Origin of the sequence: Corallococcus sp. NCSPR001 (genome assembly GCF_017309135.1) — a bacterium.
Classification (GTDB): domain Bacteria; phylum Myxococcota; class Myxococcia; order Myxococcales; family Myxococcaceae; genus Corallococcus.
Genome location: NZ_JAFIMS010000002.1, coordinates 6,073,435 through 6,086,829, shown reverse-complemented (window position 1 = coordinate 6,086,829; position 13,395 = coordinate 6,073,435). Strand labels below are relative to the sequence as shown.

General features: G+C 68.2%; 11 protein-coding genes. 8 read left to right on the top strand and 3 right to left on the bottom strand.

The window, feature by feature from the left end; genetic code table 11:
• Positions 1-40 precede the first annotated feature (40 nt).
• Positions 41-1,066 carry a methyltransferase gene (locus tag JYJ93_RS26255; RefSeq protein ID WP_206796124.1) on the bottom strand — a complete coding sequence of 342 codons (1,026 nt, stop codon included), beginning with the start codon at positions 1,064-1,066 and terminating at the stop codon, positions 41-43.
• 53 nt (positions 1,067-1,119) lie between these two features.
• On the opposite strand from JYJ93_RS26255, the gene JYJ93_RS26250 reads away from it, so the two are divergent.
• On the top strand, positions 1,120-2,130 hold the full coding sequence (locus tag JYJ93_RS26250) for a methyltransferase (RefSeq protein WP_206796122.1): 1,011 nt from the start codon (positions 1,120-1,122) through the stop codon (positions 2,128-2,130).
• Between the two features lie 150 nt (positions 2,131-2,280).
• Positions 2,281-2,610, top strand: coding sequence for a hypothetical protein (locus JYJ93_RS26245; RefSeq protein WP_206796120.1), 330 nt, complete (start codon positions 2,281-2,283; stop codon positions 2,608-2,610).
• 55 nt (positions 2,611-2,665) lie between these two features.
• On the opposite strand, the gene JYJ93_RS26240 is transcribed toward JYJ93_RS26245, so the two are convergent.
• On the bottom strand, positions 2,666-3,457 hold the full coding sequence (locus JYJ93_RS26240) for an endonuclease/exonuclease/phosphatase family protein (RefSeq protein ID WP_206796118.1): 792 nt from the start codon (positions 3,455-3,457) through the stop codon (positions 2,666-2,668).
• 77 nt (positions 3,458-3,534) lie between these two features.
• Between JYJ93_RS26240 and JYJ93_RS26235 the strand changes: the two genes are divergently transcribed.
• The 3 genes from JYJ93_RS26235 to JYJ93_RS26225 all read left to right on the top strand — a co-directional run bounded on the left by JYJ93_RS26235 (position 3,535) and on the right by JYJ93_RS26225 (position 8,175).
• Positions 3,535-4,437, top strand: a complete 903-nt coding sequence (locus JYJ93_RS26235; RefSeq protein ID WP_206796108.1) for a tyrosine recombinase XerC — start codon at positions 3,535-3,537, stop codon at positions 4,435-4,437.
• Between the two features lie 82 nt (positions 4,438-4,519).
• Positions 4,520-6,712, top strand: coding sequence for a catalase/peroxidase HPI (gene katG / locus JYJ93_RS26230; protein WP_206796106.1), 2,193 nt, complete (start codon positions 4,520-4,522; stop codon positions 6,710-6,712).
• A 239-nt stretch (positions 6,713-6,951) separates the two neighbouring features.
• A complete protein-coding gene (locus JYJ93_RS26225; RefSeq protein WP_206788069.1) occupies positions 6,952-8,175 on the top strand; it encodes an IS701 family transposase in 1,224 nt (407 codons plus the stop codon).
• Here the strand turns inward: JYJ93_RS26225 and JYJ93_RS26220 are convergent.
• The gene (locus JYJ93_RS26220) at positions 8,172-8,315 is read right to left on the bottom strand and encodes a hypothetical protein (RefSeq protein ID WP_206788065.1); all 144 of its coding nucleotides are present in this window, start codon (positions 8,313-8,315) and stop codon (positions 8,172-8,174) included. The genes JYJ93_RS26225 and JYJ93_RS26220 overlap by 4 nt on opposite strands.
• 322 nt (positions 8,316-8,637) lie before the next feature.
• Here JYJ93_RS26220 and JYJ93_RS26215 point away from each other — a divergent pair, with 322 nt between their 5' ends.
• The 3 genes from JYJ93_RS26215 to JYJ93_RS26205 all read left to right on the top strand — a co-directional run bounded on the left by JYJ93_RS26215 (position 8,638) and on the right by JYJ93_RS26205 (position 13,364).
• The gene (locus JYJ93_RS26215) at positions 8,638-10,137 is read left to right on the top strand and encodes a hypothetical protein (RefSeq protein WP_206796090.1); all 1,500 of its coding nucleotides are present in this window, start codon (positions 8,638-8,640) and stop codon (positions 10,135-10,137) included.
• Positions 10,138-10,169: 32 nt separating this feature from the next.
• Positions 10,170-10,763: a hypothetical protein gene (locus JYJ93_RS26210; RefSeq protein ID WP_206796088.1), complete on the top strand. Its 594-nt coding sequence runs from the start codon at positions 10,170-10,172 to the stop codon at positions 10,761-10,763.
• 198 nt (positions 10,764-10,961) lie between these two features.
• Positions 10,962-13,364: a M20/M25/M40 family metallo-hydrolase gene (locus tag JYJ93_RS26205; protein ID WP_206796079.1), complete on the top strand. Its 2,403-nt coding sequence runs from the start codon at positions 10,962-10,964 to the stop codon at positions 13,362-13,364.
• Positions 13,365-13,395: the final 31 nt, after the last annotated feature.

Genomic DNA, 13,395 nt, shown 5'->3' with positions numbered 1-13,395 from the left:
CAGGCGTCGTGAGGTCATCCCACGACGCTCGTTCAATGGCTCAGGCCTTCACGGTCTCGATGATGCTGGCCCCGCTCCGGGTGGGGATGATGCGCTCCACCCTCCACGAGGTCGCGGCGAACAGCGCCTGGAACTCGTCCCGGGTGCGCTCGCGCCCGTCAGCAAGCACCAGCATGTTGAGGTCCATCAGGTGGGTGGGGTCTGGATTGCGGTTGTCCGGAATCACCATCTCCAGCACGAAGAGCCGCGCCCCGGAGGGAGCCGCCTCATGGATCCGGCGCAGGAGGGTGAGGGAGGCGTCGTCCTCCCAGTCATGGAGGATGTGTTTGAGCAGATAGGCGTCGGCCGCGGGGATGCCGGGCTCGAAGAAGCTCCCGGCCACCACCTCCACCCGGCTGGCGAGCCCCCGGGTTTCCAGCGCCGTCTTCGCGCCCTCGGTGACCCGGGGCAGGTCGAAGAGGATGCCGCGACAGGAGGGATGGGCGCGCAGCACGTGTGAGAGCAGGTCGCCGTGGCTGCCTCCAATGTCCGCCACCCGGGCGAAGGGGGCGAAGTCGATGTGGTGCGTCAGTTCGCTGCCCACCAGGCCGGACAGGTTGCCCATGGCCCGGGCGAAGTGCTCCGCCTCGTCGGGATGCCGGGCGAAGTGCTCCCAGATGTCGGAGCCCAGCGCGGCCCGCACGGGGGCCTTTCCGGTGCGCACGGCCTCTGACAGGAGCCCCCAGGGCAACCAGTGGGACTTGTCGCTCTGCATGATGGCCACCGCCCGCAGTGAGCCCGGGACGTCCGAGCGCAGCCCCTCGCCCATCGGTGTCAGGACGAAGGTCCGCTCGGTAGGAGACGCGAAGACGCCGGCGGTGAGGCCGCCTCGCATCAGCCGGAACAGGGCGCCCGGATGGACGCCCAGCTCGGCTGCCATGGAGTCACTGTCGCGGGGGCCTCCCGCGAGCAGGTCCGCGATCCCCAGCCGGGCCACCGTGCCGACGACCTGGGTGATCCAATGGCCATTGATTGCCGCGAACAGCTGCTGCGTAGGGGACGGATTCTCGCTGGGCATGATTTTCATGCCGCGAGCCTACTCGATTGACGTCTGGATTTGACCGGGAGTACGCCCGGTGGATGACCTCACCGAACGTCCATCCGGCGCAGCTCATTGTCGATATCGGATTTGGCTTCATCGTCTCCGGCGCGCTGGCCACGGCGGCGGAGCTGGGAGTCGCGGACCACCTGGAGCAGGGCCCCAAGAGCGTGGCCCGGCTCGCGGAGGACGTGGGCGCGGATGCGGCGTCGCTGTACCGCGTGCTGCGGCTGCTCGCGAGCGCTGGCGTGTTCTCCGAGGATGGCGACGGCAACTTCGGGCTCACCCCCGCCTCGGAGCTGCTGCGCACCCACGCCCCCGGCTCCTTGCGCAGCGCGGTGTTGATGCTCACGCAGGACATCTTCTGGGCCCCGACCGGGGCGCTCGCGCAGACCGTGCGGACGGGGACGAACGCCTTCGAGCGCATCTTCGGCAAGCCGTTCTTCGACCACCTCGCCAGCAACGCCGCGGCGGGCGCCACCTTCCACCGGGGCATGTCCAGCCTGTCGGACCTGGAGAACGGCCCCATCGCCCGCGCCTATGACTTCAGCGCCTGCCGGCAGGTGGTGGACGTGGGCGGTGGCCACGGCGGCTTCCTCATCGAAGTGCTGCGCTCCGCGCCGTCGGTCCGGGGCGTGCTCTTCGATCACCGGCACGTCCTGGACGAGGCACGCATCGCCTTGGAGAGGCTCTCCGAGCGCTGCGAGCTGGTGGCAGGGGACTTCTTCCAGACAGTGCCTTCCGGCGCGGACGCGTATGTCCTCAAGCGCATCCTCCATGACTGGAGTGATGACGTGTGCGTGGACATCCTGCGCCACTGCCGCCGCGAGATGGCCGAGGGCGGCCGGGTGCTCGTCGTGGACACGGTCATCCCGCCCGGAAGCGCGCCGCACGGGGGCAAGGTGCTCGACGTGATGATGCTGGCCTCGCTGCCGGGCCGGGAGCGCACCGAGGAGGACTTCCGCAAGCTCTTCGCCCGGGCAGGCCTGAGGCTGTCGCGAGTCATCCCCACGCCGGCCGCGCTCAGCATCACGGAGGCCGTGGCGGGGTAGGGCGATGGGCGTCGTTGAAGGAGCACATCAAGCATGTCTGCTGATGCGCTTCAGCGGGTCTACTGCGGGTGTGGAATTGGCTGTCGATATTGCAAGTCATTCTCGATATCCTTCGATTCAAAGACAATCCCGTCTTGAGAGGATATCGCCATGCGCAGAACCGCTCTTCGTGCTGCTCTTGCCGTCGCCACCGTCGCGGGCATCGCCATCTCATCCACTGCCGCGTTCGCCGAGGACGCGAACGACTGGGAGTCGGGCCTGACGTTCTACAGCAGCGATTACGTGACGCCCCTGGCGAACTTCCCGGCCCCTGACGGCGAGTGCCATGCGTTCCCTGCCACCGCCGGCCTCCTGATCGGGTGGAGCAACTTCGAGCACGTGATTGCCTACCGGACGGCGGACTGCAGCGGCGATGCGTTCGGGCTTGGCACGCTGCGGTCGTTCGATCCGGGCGAGTTCGCGAGCTTCATCGCCTACTGAGTGAAGCGGCACGGCGGATGGACGCCTGGAAGCGGCGTCCATCCGCCGTGGCACGTCAACGCAGCAGCCGCGCGCAGATGGGCAGGTGGTCGGAGGGCTCCTGCTCCGAGGGCAGGGGTGTCCGCTCGTCCAGCGCGAGCAACGGGTCCGGCGAGGCTCGCAGCGCGGCGGAATGGAAGAGGAAGTCGATGGTCTTGGGGAGGCCGTTCGCATTGCAGGTCGGCTGATACCGCCCCGCGTAGGCATCCCGCAGCCCGGCCGCTTCGAACGCCTGGACCAGCGGCTCTCCAGGTTGGGCGTTGAAGTCGCCGCACACGATCCACAGGGCCTCCGGATCCTTCCGGACGAACTCGTCGATCAACTCGGTGGCCTGCCGCACGCCCTGGTGTTGCTCCACCGGCCTGTCGGGCCGGTCCCAGCGCAGGTGCGTGCAGGCCACGCGCAGCCGCGCTCCGCCGACGTCGAAGTCCACGACCAGCGCCACGTGCCCGGAGATGCGTCCGTCCTCCAGCCGGTCCTGGAAATGGTGGGCCCGGTGCACCGGACCCTGTCCCAGGCGGTGGAACACGGCGCAGCCATCGGGGCGGCCTTGCCCCTTCTGGGCCATCACCCCCGTGTAGCCGTGTGGCTTCAGGCCCTCCTGAAGCGCGGCGAAGCTGTCGGGCTCCACCTCCTGGAGGCAGACGATGTCCGCGTCCAGGTCCAGGATGCGGCGGACCCGCAGTGCGTGGCGGCTTCGCGGCCGGAGCAGGTCCGCGGGCGTGTGCGGGAACCACTCGGGCTTGACGTAGGCATCCGCCAGGATGTTGTAGGAGGCGATTCGCAGGTCCACCGTCATGCCGTCCATGCTGTCACGAGCGGCGGACGCTCGCGCGCGGACGTGAATCTTGCGAGGATCCGCGAGCCCCCTAGGCTTCGCCGACCATGTCCACCCTGTCCCCGCTGCTGGAGCAGTTCAAGGTCCACCTCGAAGGTGAGAAGGGCGCGTCGCCGCACACGGTGCGCAACTACCTCATCGACCTGAAGGACTATGAGCGCTACCTGGTGGAGCGGATGAAGCTGTCGCTGCTCGCGGGCACGCACGCGGCCATCCGTGGTTACCTGGGCACGCTCGCGGTGGACCACGCGCCCACCAGCCGCGCGCGGCGGCTGGCGAGCATCAAGTCGTTCTACAAGTACCTGGTGCGGCAGAAGCTCCTGTCCGCCAGCCCGGCCAAGCTGGTGAAGAGCCCCAAGCTGCCGAAGTCGCTGCCCAAGGTGCTGCCGGTGGAGGAGGTGTTCGCCATCCTCGACATGCCGGACGTGGACACGGTGCTGGGGCTTCGCGACAAGGCCATCCTGGAGATGCTGTACGGCGGGGGCCTGCGCATCAGCGAGCTGTGCGGCCTGGACCTGCTGGGCGTGGACCGGAGCAGCCGCATCGTCCGGGTGATGGGCAAGGGCAGCAAGGAGCGGCTGGTGCCGCTCAACGTGAAGGCCATCCGCGCGCTGGAGGCGTACCTCGCGAGGCGAGGCGAGCTGCTGGCCGAGATTCGCGAGGGCCAGGACCCGGACGCGCTCTTCCTCAACTTCAAGGGCGGCCGGCTGACGGCCCGGAGCATCGCGCGGCACCTGGACGCGTACGTGCTGAAGCTGGCCCTGGCGCGCAAGGTGAGCCCGCACGCGATGCGTCACTCGTTCGCCACGCACCTGTTGGGCGGCGGCGCGGACATCCGCAGCATCCAGGAGCTGCTGGGCCACGCGAGCCTCTCCACGACCCAGAAGTACACCCACGTGACGTTCGAGCAGTTGCAGGAAGTGTATGACGCCGCCCATCCGCGGGCGTGAGTTGGGTTCGATAGCAGACGGCTGTTGAACCCAGCTGAAAGTGTGGAGTCCGGCGATCGCGACGCCGGCCTACGGTTTCGGCATGACCGACGAAATCAAGTGCCCCGTCGCGCACGGCAATCGCCGCGCGCGCACGAACACGCAGTGGTGGCCGGACCAGCTCAACCTCGCGATGCTGCACCAGCATTCCTCGCTGTCGGATCCGATGGTCGAGGACTTCAACTACGCGGCGGAGTTCCAGACGCTCGACCTGGACGCGGTGGTGAAGGACCTGCACGCGCTGATGACCGACTCGCAGGACTGGTGGCCGGCGGACTACGGCCACTACGGCCCGTTCTTCATCCGCATGGCGTGGCACGCGGCGGGCACCTACCGCATCTTCGACGGCCGTGGCGGCGCGCGCTCCGGTGAGCAGCGCTTCGCGCCCCTCAACAGCTGGCCGGACAATGGCAACCTGGACAAGGCGCGCCGCCTGCTGTGGCCCATCAAGCAGAAGTACGGCCGCAAGCTGTCCTGGGCCGACCTGATGATCCTCACGGGCAACGTGGCGCTGGAGTCCATGGGCCTCAAGACGTTTGGCTTTGGCGGCGGACGGGAGGACATCTGGGAGCCTCATTCCATTGACTGGGGTCCGGAGTCCACCTGGCTGGGCGACGAGCGCTATAGCGGCGAGCGTGAGCTCGCGCACCCGCTGGCGGCCGTGCAGATGGGCCTCATCTACGTCAACCCAGAGGGCCCGAACGGCAAGCCGGATCCGGTGGGCTCCGCTCGCGACATCCGCGACACGTTCGCGCGCATGGCGATGAACGACGAGGAGACCGTCGCGCTCGTCGCCGGTGGCCACACCTTCGGCAAGTGCCACGGCGCAGGTCCGGTGCACCACGTCGGCGCGGAGCCGGAGGGCGCGAACATCGAGGAGCTCGGGCTGGGCTGGAAGAGCACCTACGAGAGCGGCATTGGCGCGCACGCCACCACCAGCGGCCTGGAGGGCGCGTGGACGCCCACGCCGACGAAGTGGGACATGACCTACTTCGAGACGCTGTTCGGCTACGAGTGGGAGCTGACCAAGAGCCCGGCCGGCGCGCACCAGTGGAAGCCCGTGGGCAAGAGCGGCGACGGCACCGTGCCGGACGCGCACGTGCCCGGCAAGCGCCACGCGCCCATGATGACCACCGCCGACCTGGCGCTGCGCTTCGACCCTGTCTACGAGCGCATCTCCCGCGACTACATGGCCCACCCGGCGACGTTCGCGGACGCCTTCGCGCGCGCCTGGTTCAAGCTGACCCACCGCGACATGGGCCCCAGGTCGCGCTACCTGGGCCCGCTGGTGCCGAAGGAGGACCTGCTCTGGCAGGACCCGATTCCGGCCGTCAACCATCCGCTGATCGACGCCGCGGACATCGACGCGCTCAAGGCGGAGTTGCTCGGCTCCGGCCTGTCCATCCCACAGTTGGTCAAGGCGGCCTGGGCCTCGGCGTCGACGTTCCGGGGGAGCGACATGCGCGGCGGTGCGAACGGTGCTCGCATCCGCCTGGTGCCGCAGAAGGACTGGGAGGCCAACGAGCCCGCCGAACTGGCGAAGGTGCTCTCCAAGCTCGAAGCCATCCAACAGAAGTTCAATGGCGCGCAGCAGGGTGGCAAGCGGGTGTCGCTGGCGGACCTGATTGTTCTGGGCGGCACCGCGGCCGTGGAGGCCGCCGCGCGCGACGCGGGCCACAAGGTCACCGTGTCCTTCACGCCGGGCCGGATGGACGCGACGCAGGATCAGACGGACGTCGAAGCCTTCCTGGTGCTCGAACCGGCGGCGGACGCCTTCCGCAACTACGTCCGCGCGGGAGCCGAAGCGACGACCGCCGCCGCGCTCATCGACCGCGCCAGCCTGCTCACGCTCACCGCGCCGGAGATGACGGCGCTCGTGGGCGGCCTGCGCGCGCTGGATGCCAATCATGGCCACACGCCGCACGGCGTGTTCACGAAGCGTCCGGGCAAGCTGACGCCGGACTTCTTCGTGAGCCTGCTCGACATGCGCACGGCGTGGAAGCGCTCGGAGACGGCGCCGAACCTGTTCGAAGGCCGCGACCGCGCCACGGGCGACCTGCGCTGGACGGCGACCATCGCCGACCTCGTCTTCGGCTCGAGTTCGCAGCTGCGCGCGCTGGCGGAGGTCTACGCAGCCCGCGACGGCGAAGCGCACTTCGTGCAGGACTTCATCGCCGCGTGGACCAAGGTGATGAACCTGGACCGCTTCGACCTGCCGGGGAAGAAGACGATCTGAGCGGTAGGTCATGCCTTGAAGAGACGCAGGGCCTGGAACCTTTCAGTTCCGGGCCCTCGCATGGCATTGCCCAAAGTGTGTAGAATTCGGCATCCACGCGCCTTTTGTTTGACGGAGCCACGTGATGCCAGATTCCAAGCCGCAGTGGAGGTTGGCCCGTATTCCTACAGCTGTAGTTCGGAAGACTCCGCAGGCTTCCTCCTGTTGAAGAAACAGGAGGGGGAGGAACGAGACCTCCCATGCAGCAGCCATCAGCCACAGAAGCGCAGGCACCGGAAGTCCGGCTGGTTGGCCGTCTCGTGACGGAGCTGGAGGAGATAGGCGCCTGGCTGCAGCCGCACTTCCGCAGGCGCGAGGCGCACGCCACTGCGGTCGAGTACGTGAAGGCCCTCCTGGGACGGGCACAGCGCAAGAATGTGTGGGGCCTTTCGGAGGATGCGGGGCATCAAGCGCCCTATGCCTTCCAGCACCTGCTGCTGCGAGCGAAGTGGGACGCGGATGCAGTACGCGACGACGTGCTGGAGTACGCGCGCAGGGCGTTGGGCGAAGGCGGCATCCTGGCGATGGACGAGACGGGCTTCCTGAAGAAAGGAGAGAAGTCCGTGGGCGTGGCGCGCCAGTACACGGGCACCGCGGGCAAGGTGGAGAACGCGCAAGTGGGCGTCTTCCTCTCGTACGTGACGCCTCGCGGGCATGCGCTGGTGGACCGGGAACTGTACCTGCCGGAGCCCTGGACGGAGGATGCGGCCCGCCGCAAAGCGGGAGGGATTCCGGACGAAGTGGGCTTCGAATCCAAACCGGCCCTCGCGCAAGGCATGCTGCAGCGGGCGCTGGGCGCGGGACTGAAGCCGGCGTGGGTGGTGGGGGACGAAGTCTATGGACGCGACAGCACCCTGCGCCGCTTCCTCGAAGACTTGCACCAGCCCTACGTGCTGGCGGTGGCCTCCAATACGCACGTCTGGCGCGGCTTCTACCAGGTGAAGCCTGGAGACATGGTGGAGGAGGTCCCTCCGGAGGACTGGACACGTCTGTCCGCAGGCGCGGGCACCAAGGGCCCTCGCCTCTATGATTGGGCGCGCATGCGGCTCAACCGGCACCTGGGCCTGTCGCGGTGGCTGCTCTTTCGCAGAGGCCTCGCGGACGGCAAGGTGGCCTTCTACGTCGCCCATGCCCGGCGCAATGCCTCACTGGAGTCGATGGTGCGCGCCGCGGGCAGCCGGTGGGCCGTGGAGGAGGACTTCGAATCCGCCAAGAACGAGGTGGGCCTCGCCGACTATGAGGTGCGCACCTGGACGGCCTGGCACCGGCATATGACGCTGTGCCTGGTGGCCCACGTCTTTCTCGCCGCCGCGCGTGCCGTGGCCAATCAGCAACTCCAGGAGGGCCTGCCCCCAAAAGCACTCGGCCTGCCGAGGCGCAGAAACCCCATGCGCGCGTTTCTCGCCCGGCGCGGCCTTCACTAACGGCCTTCGTCCGCTACTCCGTCCAGGAAGTGCGAGTGCTTCTGGTAGCGCTTCTGCGGCGTGTGGCGGCTCCGCTTGCGCATGTCCTCGCGTGGAGTCGCTGGCGACGCCACCACCAAGCCGTGGCCATGCAGTGCCACTATCGGGCCCGAAGGGCTCGGTTCAAACTGCAGCTGTAGGAGTATCGCCGCTCTCGAAAGCGCTCCCCGGGCGAAGCTCACAAACCGGGCCCGCCTTCCGGTCGTCGAACTCGTGGATGCCACGCCGCCAGCGTGGGCGATGAACGCACCAGCCGATTCGTTCCAGACACAGATGACTGTGGTCAAGCCAGCCAGTCCGTCGGATCCCTGGTCATTCCTGGAGCCGTTTGATCAGACGTACAGAACCGACGGGGTATGGCCTCCCGAGGTTCCCTCTCCTGGCGACCCGGATTCCCTGGTGTAAGTGGGAGGGAGAATTGTCATGGGCGTCATCAACTACGCTGGAAGCCTGTCCGCGGCGGTCATCCTGACGTGGCAAGGCGAGACCGTCGCCAACGCCATCAGCACGACCCTCAAGAAGTTCCCGTACACCCTTGCCAACGAGTCTGTGACCGAATTCGTCATCACGGCCACGACGAGCGCGAAGAACGTCGTGCTGACCCGAAAGGCGACGAAGACTCATCGGTTCTTCGATGATGCGCTGAACACCTATACGACCCTCCCCACCTCGGGCATCGACATCGAGGACCTTGTCGCCGCGGGGACGAGGGCAAGCTGCACCATCGACCTGACCTTCACCTACGCGCGTTTCTTCGACGCCATGCTGGAGCAGATGACGCTCACCGGGCCCGCCTTGAACAACCTGGCGAACCCGCGCGATTCAAAGGCCATTCTCGATACCTTTACCCACTCCGCGTCAGCGGGGAAGATCAGCATCGATTACAAGACCGCGACCCAGTCGCTGAAATCGCTTCCATGCCGTCTGGTGAAGAGTGATGTGAAGCCGGGACTTGCGGGGAAGCCGCCAGCGGTCACGCTCACTTTCGAGTTGGACTTCCTGAACGGGATCGACTCTGTCCGCAGGGAAGCCATGCGCAAGCTCATCGCCATGGATTGGTCCAAGATCGCCAAGTTGGGGACCGACGCGGCCGCCAGCAAACCAGAGATCCAGCTCTGGCGACAGAGCGTGTTTGCCTATCTGGTCAACTACTCGGATCTTTCTCGCGGTGAGCAGTTCCGTGCGAGCCTCGTCAACCGCCATAAGGGGAAGAGCGCGGTGGCGCTGGCAACGGATCTGCGCGACGACATCGATGGCCTCGTGGTGACCGCGAATCACTGGGGGCAGGCACGAGAGGATCTCAAGACCGAACGGCACCAGCGGCTGCTTTCGGATCTTTTTGGAACCCTGCACCAATCGACCTGGGTGTCATCGCCAGTCAGCTTCATCCGGAACATCCGCAAGTCGTTCAGACTTTCCCCCGAGCAGGGGGCGGCATTGGTTCTGCAGTATGGAGCCGGGCATTGCGGTGAACACGCTCAGGTCTCGTTCAGCGTACTCTCGGATATCATCAAGACTCCAGGGACGCAGATTTCCCACGCGGTCTTCACTGGCAACGCGAACATCGATCACGCGTTCGTGGTCTACGACCTGGATGTGGATACAGTGGTCCATACCCTTGCCACCGCCGCGAACAACTCCCGCGTGAACAAGGGGGGCGAGATAGCAGTGTGGAACCTTCGTGACGCCATCTCCCGGAATGCGCCACGGCGCGGGTTCGTGATGGATCCCTACCTCGATAAGTCCGTGATGAAGCCAACTGCTGACGCGTTGCTCGCCGCGCTCAACAACAAGTCGCGGAAGGCTTCCGTCAAGGACACGGACTTCCTGGCCTTCGCGGAAGAGTATCCCCCCAACTATGCGTTCCTGGACCTCCGTGGCCAGTCAGAGGCCGAGCGTAAGAAGCGCGTGAAAAACGTATGAGGGTCTCACTCCGCATCGCACGGGTCCTGGTGATGCTGCCGCTCCTCGGCTGTCCGGAGAAGACGCAGAGGGATGACGTGCGTCCACCGCCGTCGGCGCAGGCGAAGGAAGCGCACGCGATGAAGCCGAAGGATGACTCCTGTCAGACCGCCAAGACCGCCCGCGCCTTCGTGGAGCAAGCACGGGAGGAACTGGGACCAGGCATGGCTGGCGCGGAGCTCGCTCCCGTGCTGCCATCGCACTGGCCTCCAAAGGGGGGCGGTCTCGAATACTTCGTCTGCCGGAGCGAGTCGCTCCCGACCGGACTTGTGAAATCCGAAGTTCGTGGCCCCACCGAGCGGATTCATTTCGCTACGCCCGGTGCGACGCCTCGAGTGGAGTCCTTCGGAAATGTGGCCGTGCTCGGGGTCGAAGACACGACCGCGCGGGAGTCGTTGAATCCCCCCCAGAACCAGATCGAGCGCGCGGAACAGGCCCTGCTGGACGTGGTCGCCGGTTGCCGTTCCCTGGAGGCGGCCCGAGGTGACCTGGAGGGATACCTCGAGTGGGTGGCGCAGAATCCGCTTCAGGGCAGGGACCTGGAGCGGCGCGGTGACAGGTTGTTCTCGTGGCTGAGGAGACGCTGAACACCGCCGCGCAAGAACATCCGCCGCCGGCCTGCTCGCCCTGTTTCACGGGGCCAGGCCGGGGGCGTGACGTCGGCGTGTCCGCCGGATTCCGGGTGACGTAGAGTGCCCGCGCGATGGACACCCCCTTCGACGGGGACTCCGCGAACTCCCCCGCGGTCCCCGGCCTGAAGGGGGACGCGCCTGAAGGACTGAAACATGAGTGACACCGCCCCGACCGCGGGCCTGGACCGCAGTGCTTCCTCTCGCGCGTCGTCGGTCGCACGGTGGGTGACCGCGGTGCTCGGCCTGGGCGTCATCCTGCTGGTGCTGCGCGGAAGCTCCCTGCCGGCGCCGGTGCCCGCCTCCGCGCCCGGGGAGCGGTTCTCCGCCGAACGCGCCCGGGAGCACCTGCGCTTCATCGGCGCTGAACCCCACGCTGTTGGGGCGCCCCGGCACGCGCAGGTGCGCGACTACCTGCAAGCGCGCCTGCGCGATGTGGGCGCGGAGGTCCAGGTCCAGCGCGAGCCTGTCTTCGCTCCCACCCAGGGCATCCCCCGGCCCGCCGCGAACGTGGAGAACGTCGTGGGCCGGCTTCGCGCGAAGGACGGCGCGAAGGGCACGACCGTGATGCTGGTGGCCCACTACGACTCCGTGCCCACGGGGCCGGGCGCGTCCGACAACGGCGCCGCCGTCGCGTCCATCCTGGAGGTGGCGCGGGCGCTCCAGCAAGGGCCGGCGCTCGCGGGCGATGTGCTGTTCCTCTTCACCGACGCGGAGGAGCAACACCTGCTGGGCAGCACGGCCTTCGTGGCGTCCCACCCCTGGGCCCGGGAATCCGGCGTGGTCCTCAACGTGGACGCGCGCGGCAACGCGGGGCCGCTCCTGATGTTCGAGGTCTCCCCGGGCGGCGGCTGGCTCGTGCGCAGGCTCGCCGAGGAAGCCCCGGACGTCGGCGCCGGTTCGCTCTTCACCGCCGTGTACCAGCGGATGAAGAACGCCACGGACTTCACGGCGCTGCGGCAGGGCGGCTGGCAGGGACTGAACTTCGCCAACGTGGAGGGCACGCAGGCCTACCACTCGCGCAAGGAGACCGTGGACGCGGTCTCCGACGGGCTCCTCCAGCAGCAGGGTGACACGCTGCTCGCGCTCACCCGGCGCATCTCCCGCGAGGCGTCCGTACCGGAGGGCGAGGAGCTCATCTACTTCAACGCGGGCCCGCTGCGCGTCCACTACCCCCGCTCCTGGGCCGTGCCGCTGGCGGTCCTCTGGGGCGGCCTGTTCGTGTTCGCCATCTTCCGGGCGCGCCAGCGCAAGCAGCTGCGCGTGTGGGCCGTGGCGCGGGAGGCGGTGGTGCTGTTGCTCGTGGGCTTCCTGGCCAGCAGCCTCGCGCGGCTCGCGTGGCCGCTCTTGCGCGCCCTCCAGCCCGGCTTCCGCGCCCTCAGCCGCTCGGAGACGCAGGACAATGCGCGCTTCATCCTCGCGGTGGTGCTGTGGGTGATGGCGGCGATGGGCGTCGGGCTGTACCTGCGCAGGCGCGCGCCGGTGATGGAGCTGGCGGCGGGCGGCTGCGTGCCCTGGGCGGTCATCTGCATCGCGGTGAGCTTCGTCTTGCCGGGCGCGAGCGCGCTGTTCCTCTGGCCCTTCGCGGGCATGGTCCTGCTGCTCCTGTGGCTGGGAGGCCGGGGGACGGAGCCGCTGACCCAATGGTGTGTGCCTTTGTGGGGACTGGCGGCGCTGCCGCTCCTGCTGTTGCTGCCCGGCGTGCTGGCGACGTTCTACACGGTGCTGCCGCTGGAGCGGGCCGCGGTGCCTTCCGACCTGCTGATGCTCGGCATCTGCCTGCTCGCGCCCGGCTGGCTGTGGTTGGCGGGCCGGGGGCTGCCGTGGGCGTCGGGTGGGGCCGCGCTGCTCGGCCTGGGCCTGCTGGTGTCGCTCGCCGCCGGTCAGCGCTTCGACGCGCGAAACCCGCGCCCCACGGGCCTGCTGTACCTGGTGGACGCGGATGCGAAGACGGCGCGCTGGGTGTCCTCGGATCCCGTACTCAATGACTGGACGCGCGCGTACCTGGGCGGTGACCCGAAGCGCGAGGCCATGGACGCGCTGCCGGAGGTGAAGGGGCCGTTCTGGAACGCGCCGGCACCGACGCCAGGAGAGGACGTGCGGGGGTCCGCGGTCGAGACGCGCATGGAGGCAGGGGCGGGGGGCGGGCACCGGAAGGTGTCGCTCCACATCACCCCGTCCCGTCCGGACGTGGCCTTCGTGGACGTGCAGGTGCTGCCCGGAGACGCCGTGGTCTCGGCCCGGCTCGCGGGCCAGCAGGCCCCGGGCGACACGCTGCGGACCCGCAACGCGGCCCAGGGCGTGCTGTTCCGCTACTGGGTGCCGTCCTCCGGGGGCTTCGACCTGGAACTGGAGCTAACGGCGGGCGGCAGCCCCACCGTGAGGGTGGGCGAGCACACCTACGCGGTGCCTGCGTCGGTGACGCAGGGACTGCCCGCGCGCCCGGAGGACAGCATGCCGGTGCCCTTCGGTGAGGGCCTGGACGAAGGCACGCGCGTGACGCGGACGCTGCGGCTGGAGGCCACGGCGACGCAGGTCTCTCCCGGCCCCACGCCCTAGCTCTCGCGGACCCGGGCCGCCGGGTCTCAAT